Below are 18,649 nucleotides of genomic sequence, written 5' to 3' on the forward strand. Positions count from 1 at the left end.
CACTCTGCCGCAGAGTCACCCTTTGCACGCGCAATTTCCCTTATCCAACAGCACAAGCCGTGCATGACTTGCTGCTATTGGCCGCTTTGCGCGAAGATGGCTCTCTTAATACAGCGCAGCAACCCTGTTCTTAGGACGGGTCGCTGCCCACTACCTATCTTGATCGCTACCAAGGAATTGCCGTCTCATGTTCGAACATGTCGAAGCCTATCCCGGCGACCCCATCCTGACCCTGGTGGAAACCTTTCATGCCGACACCCGCAGCCAGAAAGTAAACCTGGGCATCGGCCTGTACTATGACGAAGAGGGACGCATCCCTCTGCTCGACTCCGTGCAACAAGCGGAAGCAGCCCGTGCAGCATCTCCCGCACCGCGTCCTTACCTGCCGATGGAAGGCGCCGCCAACTATCGCAGCGCCGTGCAAAAACTGTTGTTTGGCGCGACACACCCGGCACTACAGCAACAACGCATCGCCACCATTCAGACCATCGGTGGCTCCGGAGCGCTGAAAGTGGGCGCGGATTTCATCAAACGCTATTTCCCGCACAGTGAAGCCTGGATCAGCAAGCCCAGCTGGGATAATCACCGCGCCATCTTTGAAGGTGCCGGGATCAAGGTGCATGACTATCCTTACTACGATGCACACAGCGGTGGCCTCTTGTTCGATGACATGCTGGCCACGCTCAAGCAATTGCCCGCGCAAAGCGTGGTCTTGCTCCACCCCTGCTGCCACAACCCCACCGGGGTTGACCTGAGTCAGGCGCAATGGGATGCGCTGATTCCCGTGCTGAAAAACGGCAATTTGCTGCCTTTCCTCGACATTGCCTACCAAGGCTTTGGCCAGGGGCTGGATGAAGACGCCTACGCCATCCGCGCACTGGCCGATGCGGGAATCAGCTTCTTTGTCAGCAACTCCTTTTCCAAAAACCTTTCCTTCTATGGCGAACGCTGCGGCGGACTGTCCATCGTCTGCCAAAGCCAGGAAGAAGCAGAGCGCGTACTGGGACAGATGAAAGCCACCGTACGCCGCAACTACTCCAGCCCCCCCACCCATGGCGGTCAGATTACCGCCGCCGTGATGAACGATCCGGCTTTGTTTGCCCTATGGCAAACCGAAGTGGCACAGATGCGGGTACGCATCAAGGCCATGCGCCAGCAATTGTTCGCCGTGCTCAGCGCCCGCCTGCCTGGCCGCGACTTCAGCTACTTCACCACCCAGCAAGGCATGTTCAGCTACACCGGCCTCAGCCCGGAACAGGTAGAGCGCCTGCGTGAAGAGTTTGCCGTCTATCTGGTGCGCTCAGGCCGCATGTGCGTAGCCGGCTTGAACAGCCGCAATGTGGACTATGTCGCCCAAGCCATGGCCAGCGTGCTGGAAGGCTGAGACCATCCCCATCCCGCCCAGCAAAAAGCCCGTCATCACTGACGGGCTTTTTGCGCACAACAACAATCAGTCGCGCTTGTGCAGCTTCAAGGTCAGACTTAACTCCCCCTCACCGTCATTCACCGACTGGATATTTTTCAGGGTAATGCCTGTCGGCAACAGCACACTGATGCCATGACCGATACCATATTTGGATAGCGATTTTTCCAGACGCTTGGCCATGTTTTGCGCCGGCAGCCGCGCCTCCTCATCCAGGGCAAAGCCATATGCCTCGGCCGCGCTGTCAAATGCCTGGCTTACCTGCTCCTTGCCGACGAATTTTTCGGCGATGGAACTGACCTGACCGGTCGACATCTCCTCTTCCGCACCGCACACCGCCAGAAACTCATCCTTGAAGCGGGCCTGCTCGAGCGGGTCGGCAATCTCCTCGGATAGCTGTTCGACCACGCTGGCCACCATGCGGCTGCTGCTTTGCGCATCCGGCACCCGCATCGCCTTGAGAAAATCATCCAGCCAGAACTTTGCTTGCTGACCACCACGATCCACAGCATAGACCAGCGGACTGTTTTCCAGGATCAAGGCCCCCTTATCAATCAGACGCGGGTTAATGCCAGAAGCATGGCGAATGTCAAATACCTCACCGGCCTCGATCACCGACAGAAAGTCATCCCGCACTTCCGACTTGAATACCCCCAGGGCACGCAACTCCCGCTCCCCATCAGACAAACCGGCAAACAAAATGACAAACAAATCGCCAGCACTGATATTCGGATGCTGTGAACGGGCATACAAATGCTTGGCAATACGCTGGGAAACCGTGAGGAAGTCCAGCTCATCCCTGAAAAACTGCCGCGTGTAGTGATAGATCTCATTCAGATTGAGATCCGACTCATGAAAGAACTGGTGCTTCTTCTTGTCGGAAACCACACCCCGCAAGTAGCCACTCAAGATGAGCGAGGAAACACCATCATCCACATCACAAGCCCGCTCGGACAGCTGCAAGCCCTCTCCCCTAGCCTGATTGCCTACCCGATGCACCACCAGGCGTTCAACACGCGATTCACCAATCAACATAAGCTGCCTCAGCTCAAAGCAAAGCAGGATTATTGCCCCCGCCCCGCCGCTTGACAATCGAAATGCGTGGCAGCGCAAATGCCATGCAATCGCAATACATAGCATGACATGGACAATTCGATAAAAAATAAATAGTCAATAAACATCAAACAAGACGAATGCAGGAATCAAGGCAAATTACCAACATGTGGCCAGCACTTAATTTCTGAGCAAAATTTAATCATTTAAAATAATGACGTTTTTTTAAATTTTCCCACATAAAACAAGCCAAATCAGCTGGATATAGGAAATTTCCTAGATTCAAAAATGATGCGTCTTAGATGAAAAAACTGTCTCCCAGTCGATACTAGCCTGAGTCAAACGCACGCAACGCGTCAGCGTATTTGAACCCTCCTCATCCGACACGAAGGAACAGACATCATGAAAAAATTGCTCACCACCGCTTCTACCGCTCTTCTGCTGGCTGGCCTTGCTGCACAGGCACAAGCTGCAGACGGCACCATTACCTTCAATGGTAATGTGACCGCCCAATCTTGCACCCCGACCGTTGTTGGAGGCGGAGCAGCTAACGCCACGGTAACCCTGCCGACCGTCTCGGCCAAATCGCTGGCTAGCGCCGGTGTTACCGCAGGTACAACTCAGTTCTCTATCGCACTATCAGATTGCTCAGCAGCAGCCACCCAAGCAGCTACCTGGTTTGAAGCTGGATCTAACGTTGATCCCGCATCGGGCCGTCTGATTAACACCGGCACCGCCTCCAAAGTGGATGTAGCACTGTACAACAGCACCGGCACCACGCCGATTGCTGTTGGCCAAGGTAATGGCACCTTGGGCAGCAGCGGTACTGCCGTACCGATTACCAATAAAACCGCCACCATGAACTTCAATGCTCGCTACTACGCCACTGGCGCAGCCACGGCCGGTACAGTTGTCGCCTCGGTTAACTACACCATTCAATATCAGTAAGCAAAGCGCTGCATGCAGCAGCGTCATGGCATAGCTGCATAGCCAATCCAAGGAGGAGTCATATTGGCTCCTCCTCGTACTATATATCCGCGAATTTAACCATTCGTCACTTTCAGACTATAAAAAAAGTACGCACTAGCGGTCTGTCTACCTGAGGAAGCTTGCAATGCAAAAGGTCCTTACAAGCGTTTCAACCATATCATTACTAGCTGCATTAGCTTCGACAGCCCAAGCCGCCGATGGACTCATCAGCTTCAATGGTGATATTTCATCAGAGACCTGCACGATCAGTGCAGCCAATGGTACCAATGATGGCACGGTGACACTGCCAATTGTTTCGGCGACTGCTTTAGCCAGTCCTGCCGCGACGGCCGGAGCCACACAATTTGCCATTACCCTCAGCAGCTGCCCACAGCCATTCAAGAAAGCTGCAGCCTGGTTTGAAGCTGGTAGTAATGTTGATTCCACTACTGGAAGACTGATTAATACTGGCACCGCAGAAAATGTAGATGTTGCCTTGTACAACATAAACTCTAATTCACCAATCAATATTGGCCAGGGTAGTGGCTTTGGTGCTAGCGGTGCCTCCTTCGATATTATCAACGAAGGTGCCATTCTGAATTACCGTGCCAGTTACTATGCCAAAGCTGCGGTCACTGCAGGTACCGTTATTGCAAGCGTCAATTACACTGTGCAATACGAGTAGATATTAAGCAACTCCTTTTCACAGAAGCAAAGCAGCAGAGGGTGATGAATTTACATCACCCTCTTGCCATCACTAATAAAGTATCTGGGGAAAACATGATAAAAAACTTCATTACAGCAGTAGGCATTTTTTCCATGGGCAGCCTGTTTAATCTAGCACAGGCCGATGTATCCATTAATGCAACACGCATCATCTACCCCGCCAGCAAAAAAGAAATCACCTTTACCGTAAATAATGCGGGGAAAAAATCATCACTGATCCAGGCATGGCTTGATGAAGGAAATAGCAAAGACACGCCGGACAACACTAGCGCACCCTTTGTTTTAACCCCACCCATATCCATATTGCAGGCCGAAAAAGGGCAGAATATTCGCGTACGCTATACCGGAGAAATAGCACTTCCCACCGACAAGGAAAGCCTGTTCTGGATAAATGTACTCGAAGTACCACAAAACACTGATGATCCTAACCAATTGCGCATCGGCATCAGAAGTCGGATCAAATTTTTCTTTCGCCCTGAAAAGTTAGCACTATCTCCAGAAAATGCACCAGAAAAATTAAGCTGGAAGCTGATTAATAAAAACTCCAAATGGCATGTGCTTATTCACAATAGCACCCCGTACTATATCACTTTCAATCAAATACATATCAATACAGAAAAAACCAAGGGCAGTGTGGATTTATCACCGCAAAAATCAATGATTTCACCTAATGGCGATATGGAATACGAAATAACCGCCAAGAGTGATGAAATCAAGCCCGGCATAAATTTCAGTGTTATTAATGATTATGGTGGCAGCTCTAGCTATACAGCAAAGCTTGCCGAATAAACCACTTGAAGGTTGCCTCCGTAGTGGCACAACAAGGTTTATACAGTGAAATCCATTAGCTTCAAAAAAAAACCAATACACCTTTTTCTGGCCGTCTGCTTTGGCATAAGCCATCAAGCGGTACAAGCCAATGAAAATGGCAGCGAGCCTTCTTTTGATAGAAGCTTGCTATGGGGTGATTCATTGAAGAAACTGGATTTCAGCAAATTTCAGACTGGATCATCATTGCCGGAGGGTGAGTACAGTACGGATGTACTCATCAACGAAATACCGCGTGGACGGCGTGATCTGCGCCTTATCAAAACTGAAGATAATAAAAATACTGTCCCATGCATTCCGCGATCACTTTTACTGGAGCTGGGCGTGCGTGCCGATCGCTTACCAGAGCCAACACAAAAGGGGGAGGATATCTGTGTTGATCTGGCCAAGCAGATTAACGGCGCATTCTACCAATTTGATAGCAACCTGCTACAATTAAAAATAAGCGTTCCACAGGTTGACATGCAGCAGCATTTCATAGGCTACACCTCACCAGACAGCTGGGATGAAGGTGTACCTGCCCTGCTGCTCGACTACTCCAGTAATATTTACTACTCAAAAACAGCCAATACTGACAATAGCAATGCCTACTTGTCGGCAAATATCGGACTTAACTTGGGCAGCTGGCGTTTCCGCAATACGACATCGCTTAACTGGAGTAATAGCAACGGCCATTCAATCCAACCGATCCGAAATTATATCAGTCGCGATCTGGATGCCATCCATTCCCAGCTGATTATTGGTGATAGTTTTAGCGATTCTGATCTATTCACTTCGGTTCCGGTACGGGGTATCCGCATAGCCAGCGATGACCGGATGAAACCCATCAATGATACCGGATACGCACCGGTCGTCCGTGGCATGGCCAATAGCAATGCGCATGTGGTCATCCAGCAAAACGGCTATACCATTTACGATACCACCGTCGCTCCTGGTGCATTTGAAATCAGGGATATTGCTCCAGCCAGCTACAATGGTGATCTTGTCGTAACGGTGACTGAAGCTGATGGCAAAAAATCAACATTTACCGTACCGTTTTCTGCCGTACCACGTTCGCTGCGAGAAGGTTCGAGCCACTATAATTTTACTTTAGGCCAAGTGCGCAAGCTGGCAAACACTACGCCCATGCTTGGACAGTTTACCTATCAGCGCGGGATGTCTAATTTACTCACACTAAATGGTGGGGTGACCGTAGCAGATGGCTATACCACATTAGAACTCGGCAGTGTGTTTAATACTGGCGCTGGCGCCCTTGGTTTTGATGTCAGTAGTTCAAATACGAAAATCAATGGCACAACGCTAACTGGTCAGTCTTATCGATTCAGCTTCAACAAGCTATTCAATAACACTGGAACCAATGTCACTCTTGCTGCCTATCGCTACTCGACCTCCGGCTACATGGATGTGCAAACTGCACTAAATATTCGGGACACGATGGCAGATCCCAACAATGGGCAACTCTTATTTAACAACTTTTCCCGGCTACGTAGTCGTGGAGAAATCAATATTAATCAAAACTTTAAAAATGGGAGTTCTGCTTATATAAGTGGCTCCATTCAGGATTACTGGGGTGGCCAAGCACGTAGCACCCAATACCAGATGGGTATACGGCAAGGCTACAAGTGGGGTAGTTTGGCAATTGATGCCAATAGACAAACCAACAATGGCGGACAAAGTGTCAACAGCGTCATGCTAAGCATCAACTTTAACCTGGATAGCGGAAAGATATTCAGCAGTAGCCTGCGTAATGATTCTACGGGTAGCAGTGATGCACAACTGAATATGAGCGGTAGCTTCGACCAGGATAGAAAAATGAGCTATGGAATCAACATAGGAGAAAGTCGTGGTGGTGGCAGTAACAGTAGCAGCATTGCAGGCAATCTTGCTTACCAAGGTAGCAAAGGCATTGTCAATGCGAGCGCCAGCAGCTCCGGTGGAAATAAACAAGCTTCGCTGGGCTTGAATGGCTCGGTCGTCGCCGCGGCCGGGACCGTGTTATTTGGCCAACCACTCGGAGAGAGTACTGCAATTATTGAAGCACCAGATGCCAAAGGTGCGATGGTGGCGCCTGGTATTGGCGTAGAAGTGGATGGCTCCGGTCATGCACTGCTGCCATCGCTCTCCTCTTACCGCAAAAATGATATACAGCTGGAAACGGGTAGCATGAGTGATGGTGTGCAATTGGACTATAGCAGTACACAAGCGATTCCGCGTAGTGGTTCGGTGGTACTGGTGAAGTTTAAAACCACGATGGGCTTGCCATTGCTACTGAAAACACGCTTTGCCGATGAAAGCCCACTGCCCTTTGGTGCCAGCGTAAAAGACAAGGACGGTCACATAGTCGGTGATATTGGTCAAGCTGGCAAACTATTTGCGCGAGTGAAACAGCCCAGCGGTAGCTTGTTTGTCGACCTCGATGGTGGCAAAAAATGCATGCTAAGCTATGACAATGCTGAGCTTACGATCACTTCTTTCAAGACAGCAGTTTGCCAGATGGGCATTCAGTAATGGCTACCATTAATTTTATTTTGACACATACCATTTTAATGACACATGATAATAAAAATTAAATAACCATGCCCTAGCGCAAAGTGCACATGTAAAAGTAGTAAGAAATTCTTTAGAAAACAAGCCGCACCTTTCAAGCTGCTTAAAACCATAAAAACAGCTGGCACTTGCGGAGTGATACGATGAAATTCATGCCAAAACATTTCAATTTCTATAAATTGCTTACACTACACTTTGGGAAAATATTTATCCTAATCGGATTATTTTTTTTGCATAACTCATCCTATGCAAGTTGTACTGTTCAAGGTACTAATATAGGTGGTTTGAATTTATATTTATTCACTACAATTCCCCCACTCACCGTTGCCAACATTCCAGCCAGTACACCCTTGATCACTCCAATTAGTGATTGGTATACGACAACAGCGACCGCCTTCTCCAATTGCATTCCAAATGAAAGGCTCAGTCTAGCCGCGGCTCAACCTTCAACCAACCTCACTTACGATGACAACGGAACTACCTATACCATTTTTAAACTTCCAAATTCGAATATTGGTTACATAGCATCTGTCCAATGGACTGGAGCATACCAAACACTTCCTTTTCCACTTCCAGTAGATAAAGGATGGTGTTTCTTGGTGGGAGGCATATGCTACTCGGCAGCAAATCGTACAGTATTATTGACCGCTAAAATTCGGTTTATCAGAATTGCCCCACTTAGCAGCGGAGTTATATCTCTGCCAACAACGGCAACCTACATCATGGGATGGACTTCAGACGGTGGTTCATACCGAGGTTTATTTCGCGTTGAACCAACCAGCGCTATTATTCAGACCCAAAGCTGCACCGTTAATACCAGCAATATCCAGGTTCAGCTACCAGGCATCCAAACTGCACTATTGCCTAGTGCAGGATCAACTACAGGTGCAACGCCATTCAATATCTCTATTAACTGTCCCAATGCGGTTAATGCCTATATGACTATAACCGATAACAGCAATCCAGCGCAGACCAGCAATATCATTCAGGCAGCAAGTGGATCCACGACAACGGGTATTGGTGTACAGATAAAGCAGAATGGGAAAATTATTTCCATGGGACCAGACTCTAGCATGGCTGGCAATCCCAATCAGTTCCTGATTGGTAACAATGTCATCGGCAACCAGTTAATCCCCTTTAGTGCCAGTTATATTCGCACATCGGCAGGTAGTGTGGGGGCTGGCACTCTAACAGCACGGGCTACGTTTACCATGTCATACCAGTGATGCCAAACAGGATACCTTGCAACCCTCGCGTCCAATATAATTGCTGTGTACCTGGTATAAACCAATCCATGTATGCAATACAATGACTGGACAATTAGCAGCATTGTAATCTGCCACAGGCGCCACTCCTTTTACCCTGTCTTTAACTGCCAAAGCAGTGTAGATTTTGCGCATGCATTAATACCTGCCCCCACGCCGTCAATCACACCCTAAGCAATAACTATAAGCAGCTGCATTGATACTCAAGTAAAACGTAATAGCGCAGCTTTTGCCTTTTAGCTGAAATACTCTTGAAAATCCACTTGTGTCAGTAATAAGGAGCGGGATATTCCCTACCCCCATATGGAAAACCATACCTTCCATAGCAATTGGTGCTGACTGGATAAGTGCATTACGACATACGCCATGCCTTGTCAAAAAATCTGGCGGATTGTGCAGTATTGAATACTAACTTTTGAATATCTGGCACGCATTAATGGGGAAATATTGATGAAAAACTTGTTGAAGCATATATCAAGCGCTGGCTTATTGATTTGTAGCAATCATGTTTTTGCAACAGTCAAATGTGTCTCGAGTTACACTGGCGATAGCAGTAATGTTACTGCACCAGTGGTCTCCCCGCCAATTAATGCAAGCATTCCAGGATTCAGCTGGAGCGGTGCCGCCAACTCTTTGACAGTAGGCACATCTTTTACAAGCTGGCAAACAGCCGATAATATTTATAGTGTTTTTACTTGCACCCAAGGGAAACTGGATGGTGCTCCTTACCCCGCCACTTATATCGCACCGGCCATCCCACCAATAAGTGGAATGTTTTACACTTTGAATGGCGTTACTTATAGCATTTTCCCAACCAAAGCTCCTGGCATTGGTTATATTGTGGGCGCTGCTGATCCAGCCAAAAGCTACACCCCGCTGGGATTCTCTCCCAACTTCATGCTAAATGGGCAAGGCTATGTAGGCATGGGATTAAAATACTTCATTCAATTCGTGATTACCGGATCACTGAAAACTGGTACTTATATCATTCCGGCGCAGACTGTGGCAAATATTCAGCTACGTGATGAAACCAACTCCGCAGCATATGCGTTTAATCTTAATCTTGCCAGTACCACTATCAGCATAAAAGCGTCAACATGCACAGCCAATACTGGAAATCTTAATATTACACTACCTTCTGTTAATTCCATAAACCTGGCCAGCATTGGCAGCTTATCATTACCCACGCCCTTTAGCATTAGCCTTAGCTGCCCCAGCAGTCTGAATGTTTACATGACATTTACGGACAATAATAATCCGAGCAATACCAGCAACCTGCTGTCTTTAAAAAGTAGCTCTACTGCCAGCGGCATTGGAGTGCAAATAAAGAAGGCCGATGGCAGTCTGGTCAAATTTGGACCCGACTCCGCCAATAAAGGCACAACCAATCAATTTCTTTTGATGAATAATATGACGGGAAATCAGGTCTTTCCGTTTTCTGCCTACATTGTCAGAACAGGAAATATGATGCCTGGTTCATTAGCGGCAATCGCTACCTTTACCTTCTCTTATCAGTAATTGGAAATATATCATCCCGGCTATAGCGGTTAACAAGATAGCCTCCTTCCTTGATGCATGCCCAAGCTATTCCGACAGCACAAAACCTGCGGGCTGAAGGCATCGCGGTGCTAGTAATGCTGTTGGCCACGCTCAACACTCAAGCGAGCATTTATCACTTGCCGAGCCCGGAATGCACTGGTTCGCGCCAGATGTGAGGATTGGCCTGTCGCAGCGCGCTACAGATAAGCCACTTGCCAAAACCGGCTAGCCAAGCCCCGCTTGGGTCAATAAGGGCTGCTGTGGCGCTTCCCCGGCTTGCCAGCCACGTAGACGCCAATGCTGCTGATATCGCTGAGCTGGCCTGGGTTTACGGGAGCGCTGGCCTGGGGCGGCGGCTGTAGGACGACTGCGGGCCATCTGCGTGGCGGGCATCCAGGCAGGCCCGTCAGGAAGGGGCACTGGCGATGATGTTGGTCCGAAAGGCTTGGCATCCACGATGCCAGACGGGCTTGATCTGCCACGCCAGGTTTTGCCAGCGAAACCGCACTGAGCAGGCAAGCCAGGCAAAGAGAGCAAGAGTGGTGATGCACTGATGTCGCGCAATTGGAAAGGGGAAATAGCAAACGCCCAGACTATGCTGGGCGTTTACGACCTTGCGTGGCAAGGTTTGATTTGGAGGCGCGGGCCGGAGTCGAACCGACCTACACGGATTTGCAATCCGGTGCATAACCGCTTTGCTACCGCGCCGTAGCTTGTGTTCAGTCAGCGCTGAGTCTGACTGATAAATTGTGGAGCGGGAAACGAGGCTCGAACTCGCGACCTCAACCTTGGCAAGGTTGCGCTCTACCAACTGAGCTATTCCCGCGTCGCATGGTACTGCTTGAACTGTGATGGAGCGGGAAACGAGGCTCGAACTCGCGACCTCAACCTTGGCAAGGTTGCGCTCTACCAACTGAGCTATTCCCGCGTCGCATGGTACTGCTTGAACTGTAGTGGAGCGGGAAACGAGGCTCGAACTCGCGACCTCAACCTTGGCAAGGTTGCGCTCTACCAACTGAGCTATTCCCGCGTCGCATTTACAGCAGCAAAAGTGATGCTGGAGCGGGAAACGAGGCTCGAACTCGCGACCTCAACCTTGGCAAGGTTGCGCTCTACCAACTGAGCTATTCCCGCATTCACACTACTTTTGCTTCTCTTGTCTGCCACCGAAGTGGCGTCGAGAGAGTGCGAATTATAAGGGTTTCTCGGACCCTGTCAACACTTCACACATCAATTTTTTTACCGGAAAACTCGCGTGCCGCCATGCGCAGATAATAAACCATTGACCACAAAGTCAAAATTACCGCGATCACCATGAAAATATTTCCAAGCAGCAGGCTGTTTATTCCCGGAAACAAGGGGCCGGCGTATAGCAGCAGCAGAATGGCCAGCATCTGCGCCGCGGTTTTCAGCTTGCCGATATAGGCCACCGCCACGCTGCCGCGGCTGCCCATCCCTGCCATCCACTCCCGCAAGGCGGAGATGGTGATTTCACGGCCGATGATGATCATGGCCATCCAGCCGGGGGTGCGGCCCATTTCGACCAGCAGTATCAGCGCAGCGGCAACGATGAGCTTGTCGGCTACCGGGTCCAGAAAAGCACCAAAGGCGGAGGTCTGGCCGAGCTTGCGCGCCAGAAAGCCGTCCAGCCAGTCGGTCCAGGCTGCCAGGAAAAAGATCATGGCCCCTACATTATTGCGGTCACTGGCATGCAGCACGCTATCCGGCAGGAAAAACACGGCAACGCAGAGCGGTATCAGGGCGACTCTGAGCCAGGTAAGGAAGATCGGCAAATTGAAGGGCATCTGGATTATCTGGTTATGTTTTGTTCAATGCAGCGCGTGGTAAATCTTTTCCGCCAGCGTCCGGCTGATGCCATCCACCTGCGCCAGCTCGTCGACACTGGCCGCCACCACACCCCGCAGGCCGCCGAAGCGCAGCAGCAGTTGCTGGCGGCGCTTGGCACCAATACCTGGAATGTCTTCCAGTGTGGAGGCGGTCCTGGCCTTGGCACGACGGGCACGATGGCCAGTGATGGCAAAGCGGTGTGCTTCATCGCGGATGGTCTGGATCAGATGCAAGGCGGGATGATCACTGCGCAATTGTAGCGTCTTTTGCTGGTAAGGGAGGATGAGCGTTTCCAGACCGGGTTTGCGTTCTTCCCCTTTGGCCACACCGATGATGGGCAGGGTCAGGCCCAGTTCGGCAAAAACCTCCAGCGCCACCCCGACCTGTCCCTTGCCGCCATCGATGAGCACGGCGTCCGGCAGCTGGCCCTCGCCTGCCGCCAGCTTGCCGTAGCGCCGGGAAAGCACTTCGCGCATGGCGGCATAGTCGTCGCCGGCCTTGGCGGTTTCGATATTGAAACGGCGATACTGGCTGGGCTGCATGCTTTCCTTGTCATACACCACGCAGGAAGCCACCGTGGCTTCGCCCATGGTGTGGCTGATGTCGAAACATTCCAGCCGCTCCACCCCTTCCAGCCCAAGCGCCTCATTAAGCTGTGCCACACGATGCCGCTGGGTAGCCTTGCTGCTATGGCGCTGTTGAATGGCCAGCATGGCATTTTTTTCGGCCATTTCCAGCCATACACGGCGTTCGCTGATGGGGTTGCTGACCAGGTGGACTTTGCGTTCGGATTGTTCTTCCAGCGTTTGTCGCAGCGCAGCGGACACCTCGCCATTGAAGATGATGACCGGCGGCATGGGAGCACCCAGATAGTGCTGGGCGAGGAAGGCATCCAGATTGGCTGTGGCATCGGCCTCTTGCGCACCTTGCGGGAAGAAGCTTTTGTCCCCCAGATGTCGGCCACCGCGAATCATCACCAGATTGATGCACACCAGCCCACCCTCTGCGGCAACGGCGACCACATCGCAATCGAGCTGGCTGGCGTTGCTGGAGACAAACTGTTTTTCCTGCACCCGGCTCAATGCCTGTATCTGGTCGCGCAGCTCTGCCGCCTGTTCGAACTCCAGCTGTGCGGCAGCCTGTTCCATGCGGGCGGTCAGCGTGTCGATCAGTTCGCTTTGCCGGCCTTGCAGAAAGGCCACCGCACTTTGCACATCGCTGTGGTAATCCGCGGCCGAGATATGTTCGACACAGGGACCGGAGCAGCGCTTGATCTGGTAGAGCAGGCAGGGGCGCGAGCGGTTGGCGAACACCGCATCTTCACAAGTGCGCAAGCGGAAGACTTTTTGCAGGATCTGGATGCTTTCGCGTACCGCATAGCTATTGGGATAGGGGCCAAAAAACTGATGCGGCTTTTTCGGCTCCCCCCGGTAGTAGGCCATTTGCGGGTATTCATGGCCGGTCAGCATCAGGTAGGGGTAGGACTTGTCATCGCGAAACAGGATGTTGTACTTGGGTGCCAGCGCCTTGATCAGATTGTTTTCCAGAATCAGCGCCTCCGCTTCCGAGCGGGTGACGGTGGTTTCGATGCTGGCAATCTGTCGCACCATCAGCTGGATGCGCGGTGACAGATCACTTTTCTGGAAATAGGAGCTGACCCGTTTTTTGAGGTCGATTGCCTTGCCTACATAAAGTACATTGCCCGACGTATCGAACATGCGATAGACGCCGGGCAAATTCGGAAGGCTGGCCAGTACCGATTGGTAATCGAATACGCTGGAAGGCACTACTTGTTACACCAGTTGGCTACATTTTGCTGCGCTTCTTGCAGTAAATCATTGCGCTGGCTGTCGGTAGCCAGGGCATTGCTACCCGGCATCCTGACCCGACCGCCCTGCTGCAGTGCAGCCAGGTTGTTGCGGGCATTCTTGCAGTTTTCCTGCGCTGTTTTTTTGTTCTGTTCTTTTATTTTGGCGTTTTCTGCATCGATCTCGGCGTTTTTCTTTTCGATCTCGCTCAGCGCTGTCGTCTTGGGGGCTTTGGCTGGCGCCGAGGCCGCGGCAGAGGCCCGTACATTCAGCGGCTTGGCCCTGGCTCCCGGCGGCGGCTGGTCGGAAAACACGGTTTTGCCGTTGGCATCGATGTACTGGTACACCTCGGCCATGGCCGGGGCCGACAGCGAAAATGCAACAAGCACACTCAGAATCGCACGGGTTTTCATTCTTTGGTGTCCTAAGCTGAAACACGCTGATTGTACGGTGTCGGCACGCTGATCGCAAAAACAAGCGACAGCATTTTTTGCAACACTTCTATAGTCTCGGTATAATGCCGCTTTGCCGCAAAGGAAACGCCAGATGCGTATCATCGAGAAAGCCTATACTTTCGACGACGTTCTCCTCGTCCCGGCCCATTCTGAAGTCCTGCCGCGCGACGTAGTCCTCTCTACCAAACTCACCCGCAATATCACGCTGAACCTGCCGCTGGTTTCTGCTGCCATGGATACGGTTACCGAATCCGGGCTGGCCATCGCCATGGCTCAGGAAGGTGGTATTGGCATCATTCACAAGAATATGTCGGCCGACAAACAGGCTGCGGAAGTGTCCAAGGTAAAACGCCACGAAAGCGGCGTGGTCAAAGACCCGATCACCATCGCACCCGACATGCTGGTGCGCGATCTGGTGCTGCTGACCCGCCAACACAAGATTTCCGGCCTGCCGGTGATCGAAAACGGCAAGGTGGTGGGTATCGTCACCAACCGTGACCTGCGTTTCGAAACCCGTCTGGAACAGACTGTCGGTTCGATCATGACACCGCGTGAGCGCCTGATCACCGTCAAGGAAGGTGCCAGCATCGACGAAGCCCGCGAGCTGATGCACACCCACCGCCTGGAGCGTGTGCTGGTCATCAACGACCAGTGGGAGCTGAAGGGTCTGATCACCGTCAAGGACATCATCAAGACCAGCGAACACCCGAGTGCCAACAAGGACAATCAGGGCCGTCTGCGAGTGGGTGCTGCCGTAGGTACTGGCGGTGATACCGAACAGCGCGTGGCCGCGCTGGTGGCTGCCGGCGTGGATGTGATCGTGGTGGATACCGCCCACGGCCACAGCCAGGGCGTGATCGACCGCGTGCGCTGGGTCAAGCAGACCTACCCGCAGGTGGACGTGATTGGCGGCAATATCGCGACCGCTGCTGCGGCGCGCGCGCTGGTGGAAGCTGGTGCCGATGGCGTGAAAGTGGGCATTGGCCCCGGCTCCATCTGCACCACCCGTATCGTGGCCGGTGTGGGCGTACCGCAACTGACTGCCATCCATAATGTTTCCGAAGAACTGAAAGGCACGGGCGTGCCGATGATCGCCGACGGCGGCATCCGTTTCTCCGGTGACATTTCCAAGGCACTGGCGGCCGGTGGCAACTGCGTGATGCTGGGCGGCATGTTCGCCGGTACCGAAGAAGCGCCGGGTGAAGTCGAGCTGTATCAGGGGCGTTCCTACAAGTCCTACCGCGGCATGGGCTCGCTGGGTGCCATGAGCCAGGGTTCGGCTGACCGTTACTTCCAGGACAGCTCCAACGCTGCCGACAAGTTCGTGCCGGAAGGCATTGAAGGTCGCGTACCGTACAAGGGCCCGATTGCCGCCGTGATCCATCAGCTGATGGGCGGCCTGCGCTCCTCCATGGGTTACCTGGGCTGCGCCAACATCGATGAAATGCATGAAAAAGCCGGCTTCGTGGAAATCACTTCCGCCGGCATGCAGGAATCGCATGTGCATGACGTACAAATCACCAAGGAAGCGCCGAACTACCACGTTTCGCGTTAATCCCTGGTCAAGGCAGGTCCTTAGACCGCCTGAGAATCAAAAGCCCGCATCACACGATGCGGGCTTTTTTGTGGCTGCACCTCAGGCCAAGGGCAATAGCAAACGGGTGCGCCAGGCCTCTGGAGCCACAGCATGCGGCCCGCTCAAGGCTTCATCCAGTAGGGGGCGCTGGCCAAACTGCTCGCCGCTGGCGGGCAGCCATTCTTGTATTAACCAGTTCCATGCCTCGGCCAGGCCGGTATACGGCCCCTGATGCACAATGCATGCATAACGCCCGGCCGCCAGTTCGCCATAAGAAAAACCCATGGCTGCAACTTCGCTCGCCGACAAACGCAAAGCCGGCGGCGGTGTCAGGCAGGCGGCTGCGCGCAATGCCTGCGGTGCCACCGTGGCCGGGTCATCCAGATACTGACCGAATGCCCGCAGGGTATGCGCTCCGTCTGCATGCTGCTGCACTAGCGCCCGCAAGTCGGCAAACGCCGTGGCAATGCCCGAGTACGGGCCCAGATGGGGCTTCATCAGCACGGGTAGCGGCTGTGCCAAGTGGATGATTTCAGGCTGATACATGGAGAACTCCTGTTTAGTCGCGCAAGGCCAGCAGCAAACGACTGCGCAGCTGGGTGGGCGGCGTATGGTAAGGGGCATTCAGATACTGCTCGAGGCAGGGCTGGTCGGCCGGTTCTTCGCCGCTTTGCGGCAACCAGTGGCGGTATAGCTGATCCCATGCCGTTTTCAGCTCGGCATAAGGACCCACATGCTCCAGGCAAGCATAACGACCGGCCGGGATTTCACCACGCACAAAACCCTGCGCCGTCAGCGCGGCGTCACTCAGGCTGAATCCGCCTGGCAGGCTGACACTGGCGATGGCGCGCAAATCGGCCGCGGCCACCTGGTCCGGATCATCCAGATACTGGCCGAATACCTGCACCGGCTCACCGTCAGCCGGCCTTGGCCCCAGCAAGGCATGCAGGGCATCGAAAGCCTGCCCTATGCCCATATAGGGTCCGTGATGATGCCGCTGCACGACCGGCAAGGCGGGTAACAAGATGATGCTGACGCTGTGCATGACACGCTCCTGTAAAGTGGCGGACATGAGCAAACGGCGCTGGCGATAGCGCCCGGGTGGCTCGCCGTAGTGCTTGCCAAAAGCCCGTACAAAGGCGGCACTGCTGCGGTAACCGGCACGGGCTGCAATGCCGGGCAGTGCGCGCCGGCCGGCCGCCAGTTCACCGGCGGCCCGGTGCAACAGCATGCGCTGCCGGCTCTGGTTCAGCGTCTCGCCCATCAGCGCATGGAACAAGCGATGAAAGTGATAGGGCGAAAAGCAGGCTTCCTCGGCCAGCCGCTCCAGCGTGACCGGCTGATCCAGATGCCGCCACAGATAATCCAGCGCACGCAGCAGGCGTTGCGAATACAGGGTGCCGGGGCCGTGCTGACGATAGGGTTTGCTCATGACGGACAGTCTAGATGAGAGGCGTTGATCGATTTTGCGATTCTAGCCTGCCCCGTTCTTGCGCTGCACATTCCGGCGCGATACGACAGCGCATCGCCCTCCCCCACCGTGCATGGTGAGCCTGCCCGGATTTTTCCGTACACTAAGCCTCTGTCCAATCCAGACGACCCATGCGCCATGCCTCTTGTTCAGCCCAGCCACAGCGAATTCATCTCCCTGAACCAGCACCGTTACCATCTGCGCCACTGGGGTGATCCCGCGGCCCCTTTGCTGGTCATGCTGCATGGCTGGATGGATAGCTCGGCCACTTTCCAGTTTCTGGTCGATGCCCTGCCCGGCGAGTGGCATGTGGTGGCGCCGGACTGGCGCGGCTTTGGCGACAGCGACTGGAACCGCGACAGCTATTATTTTCCCGACTACCTGGCCGATCTGGATGCCCTGCTGAGCCACTTGTCGCCTCAACAGCCGGTACGGCTGCTGGGACACAGCATGGGGGCGATGATTGCCGGCATCTATGCCGGCGTGCGCCCGGAACGCATCGCCTGCCTGTCGCTGGTGGAAGGCTTTGGCCTGAATGCCACCCGCCCGGCCGAAGCACCCGGCCGCTATGCCCGCTGGCTGCGCGAGCGGCGCGATGCCCCCAGCTTCAATGCGCTGGGACGGCTGGAAGACGTTGCCAACAAGCTGATCGAACGCAATCCGCGCCTGATTGCGCCGCGGGCACACTGGCTGGCCAGCATGCTGACCCGGCAGCGGGATGACGGCCAGCTGGTTTACCGTGCCGATCCGCGCCACAAGATGGTCAACCCGGTGCTGTACCGGCTGGAGGAAGCCAAATGCTGCTGGCAGCGCATCACTGCGCCGGTGCAATGGGTCATGGGCGGCGATATGTGGGACCACCCCATGGCCAAGGGCGTCATGGACAGCCTGCCGGAGCGACGTGCCTGCTTTGCGCGGCTGCAGGAAAACGTGATAGCCGGCGCAGGCCATATGATCCAATGGGAACAGCCGGAGGTGCTGGCACAGGTGATTCAGCCATTCCTGATTCAAGCTGAAATCAGGTCTGCTTGAAAACTCGCCCCCGGCAAGCTTGAGCACGGTCAAAATTTGTCGGATGGCCTATAAGATGGCCTATCGATTCGCGGGAAGGCTGATAAAATAAATGGAAATCATCTCCTCA

The 18,649-nt window shown here is 53.3% G+C and carries 15 protein-coding genes and 5 tRNA genes; 9 read left to right on the forward strand and 11 right to left on the reverse strand.

Translation table 11 applies throughout. The features are described from left to right. Positions 1 to 187: 187 nt before the first annotated feature. On the forward strand, positions 188 to 1,384 hold the full coding sequence (locus tag JHD64_RS04760; RefSeq protein WP_199052441.1) for an amino acid aminotransferase: 1,197 nt from the start codon (positions 188 to 190) through the stop codon (positions 1,382 to 1,384). A 66-nt stretch (positions 1,385 to 1,450) separates the two neighbouring features. Here the strand turns inward: JHD64_RS04760 and JHD64_RS04765 are convergent, their stop codons facing one another. Further along, positions 1,451 to 2,458, reverse strand: a complete 1,008-nt coding sequence (locus tag JHD64_RS04765; RefSeq protein WP_199052472.1) for a nucleoid-associated protein — start codon at positions 2,456 to 2,458, stop codon at positions 1,451 to 1,453. A gap of 420 nt (positions 2,459 to 2,878) precedes the next feature. Between JHD64_RS04765 and JHD64_RS04770 the strand changes: the two genes are divergently transcribed. The 6 genes from JHD64_RS04770 to JHD64_RS04795 all read left to right on the forward strand — a co-directional run bounded on the left by JHD64_RS04770 (position 2,879) and on the right by JHD64_RS04795 (position 10,329). Continuing rightward, the gene (locus tag JHD64_RS04770) at positions 2,879 to 3,424 is read left to right on the forward strand and encodes a fimbrial protein (RefSeq protein WP_199052442.1); all 546 of its coding nucleotides are present in this window, start codon (positions 2,879 to 2,881) and stop codon (positions 3,422 to 3,424) included. Between the two features lie 166 nt (positions 3,425 to 3,590). After that, positions 3,591 to 4,130: a fimbrial protein gene (locus tag JHD64_RS04775; RefSeq protein ID WP_199052443.1), complete on the forward strand. Its 540-nt coding sequence runs from the start codon at positions 3,591 to 3,593 to the stop codon at positions 4,128 to 4,130. A gap of 44 nt (positions 4,131 to 4,174) precedes the next feature. Then, a complete protein-coding gene (locus JHD64_RS04780; protein WP_199052444.1) occupies positions 4,175 to 4,960 on the forward strand; it encodes a molecular chaperone in 786 nt (261 codons plus the stop codon). Positions 4,961 to 5,005: 45 nt separating this feature from the next. Continuing rightward, positions 5,006 to 7,507, forward strand: a complete 2,502-nt coding sequence (locus JHD64_RS04785) for a fimbria/pilus outer membrane usher protein (RefSeq protein ID WP_199052445.1) — start codon at positions 5,006 to 5,008, stop codon at positions 7,505 to 7,507. Between the two features lie 182 nt (positions 7,508 to 7,689). Beyond that, positions 7,690 to 8,772: a fimbrial protein gene (locus JHD64_RS04790; protein WP_199052446.1), complete on the forward strand. Its 1,083-nt coding sequence runs from the start codon at positions 7,690 to 7,692 to the stop codon at positions 8,770 to 8,772. A gap of 489 nt (positions 8,773 to 9,261) precedes the next feature. Next, positions 9,262 to 10,329 carry a fimbrial protein gene (locus JHD64_RS04795; RefSeq protein ID WP_199052447.1) on the forward strand — a complete coding sequence of 356 codons (1,068 nt, stop codon included), beginning with the start codon at positions 9,262 to 9,264 and terminating at the stop codon, positions 10,327 to 10,329. Between the two features lie 655 nt (positions 10,330 to 10,984). Here the strand turns inward: JHD64_RS04795 and JHD64_RS04800 are convergent. From JHD64_RS04800 to JHD64_RS04835, 8 genes are all read right to left on the reverse strand, one after another. Next, a tRNA-Cys gene (locus tag JHD64_RS04800) sits at positions 10,985 to 11,058 on the reverse strand. Between the two features lie 42 nt (positions 11,059 to 11,100). Continuing rightward, positions 11,101 to 11,176, reverse strand: a tRNA-Gly gene (locus JHD64_RS04805). 26 nt (positions 11,177 to 11,202) lie between these two features. Next, a tRNA-Gly gene (locus JHD64_RS04810) sits at positions 11,203 to 11,278 on the reverse strand. A 26-nt stretch (positions 11,279 to 11,304) separates the two neighbouring features. Beyond that, positions 11,305 to 11,380 (reverse strand) — tRNA-Gly (locus tag JHD64_RS04815). A 28-nt stretch (positions 11,381 to 11,408) separates the two neighbouring features. Further along, positions 11,409 to 11,484: transfer RNA gene (locus JHD64_RS04820), tRNA-Gly, on the reverse strand. Between the two features lie 89 nt (positions 11,485 to 11,573). Beyond that, entirely contained in the window at positions 11,574 to 12,155 is a 582-nt protein-coding gene (pgsA, locus tag JHD64_RS04825) for a CDP-diacylglycerol--glycerol-3-phosphate 3-phosphatidyltransferase (RefSeq protein WP_059285328.1), read from the reverse strand. Between the two features lie 24 nt (positions 12,156 to 12,179). Then, positions 12,180 to 13,985: an excinuclease ABC subunit UvrC gene (gene uvrC, locus JHD64_RS04830; protein WP_110313542.1), complete on the reverse strand. Its 1,806-nt coding sequence runs from the start codon at positions 13,983 to 13,985 to the stop codon at positions 12,180 to 12,182. Continuing rightward, positions 13,985 to 14,563 carry a DUF4124 domain-containing protein gene (locus JHD64_RS04835; RefSeq protein ID WP_082693337.1) on the reverse strand — a complete coding sequence of 193 codons (579 nt, stop codon included), beginning with the start codon at positions 14,561 to 14,563 and terminating at the stop codon, positions 13,985 to 13,987. Before JHD64_RS04835 ends, uvrC begins: the two co-directional genes overlap by 1 nt. Here JHD64_RS04835 and guaB point away from each other — a divergent pair. After that, positions 14,553 to 16,016, forward strand: coding sequence for an IMP dehydrogenase (guaB, locus tag JHD64_RS04840; protein ID WP_059285330.1), 1,464 nt, complete (start codon positions 14,553 to 14,555; stop codon positions 16,014 to 16,016). The genes JHD64_RS04835 and guaB overlap by 11 nt on opposite strands. An 81-nt stretch (positions 16,017 to 16,097) precedes the next feature. Here the strand turns inward: guaB and JHD64_RS04845 are convergent, their stop codons facing one another. After that, positions 16,098 to 16,583, reverse strand: coding sequence for a GyrI-like domain-containing protein (locus tag JHD64_RS04845; RefSeq protein WP_199052448.1), 486 nt, complete (start codon positions 16,581 to 16,583; stop codon positions 16,098 to 16,100). Positions 16,584 to 16,596: 13 nt separating this feature from the next. Continuing rightward, positions 16,597 to 17,469: a GyrI-like domain-containing protein gene (locus JHD64_RS04850; RefSeq protein WP_199052449.1), complete on the reverse strand. Its 873-nt coding sequence runs from the start codon at positions 17,467 to 17,469 to the stop codon at positions 16,597 to 16,599. Positions 17,470 to 17,646: 177 nt separating this feature from the next. On the opposite strand from JHD64_RS04850, the gene JHD64_RS04855 reads away from it, so the two are divergent. After that, on the forward strand, positions 17,647 to 18,540 hold the full coding sequence (locus JHD64_RS04855; RefSeq protein ID WP_199052450.1) for an alpha/beta fold hydrolase: 894 nt from the start codon (positions 17,647 to 17,649) through the stop codon (positions 18,538 to 18,540). Positions 18,541 to 18,649 lie beyond the last annotated feature (109 nt).

The organism is Aquitalea sp. ASV15, assembly GCF_016429115.1.
Taxonomy (GTDB): domain Bacteria; phylum Pseudomonadota; class Gammaproteobacteria; order Burkholderiales; family Chromobacteriaceae; genus Aquitalea; species Aquitalea magnusonii.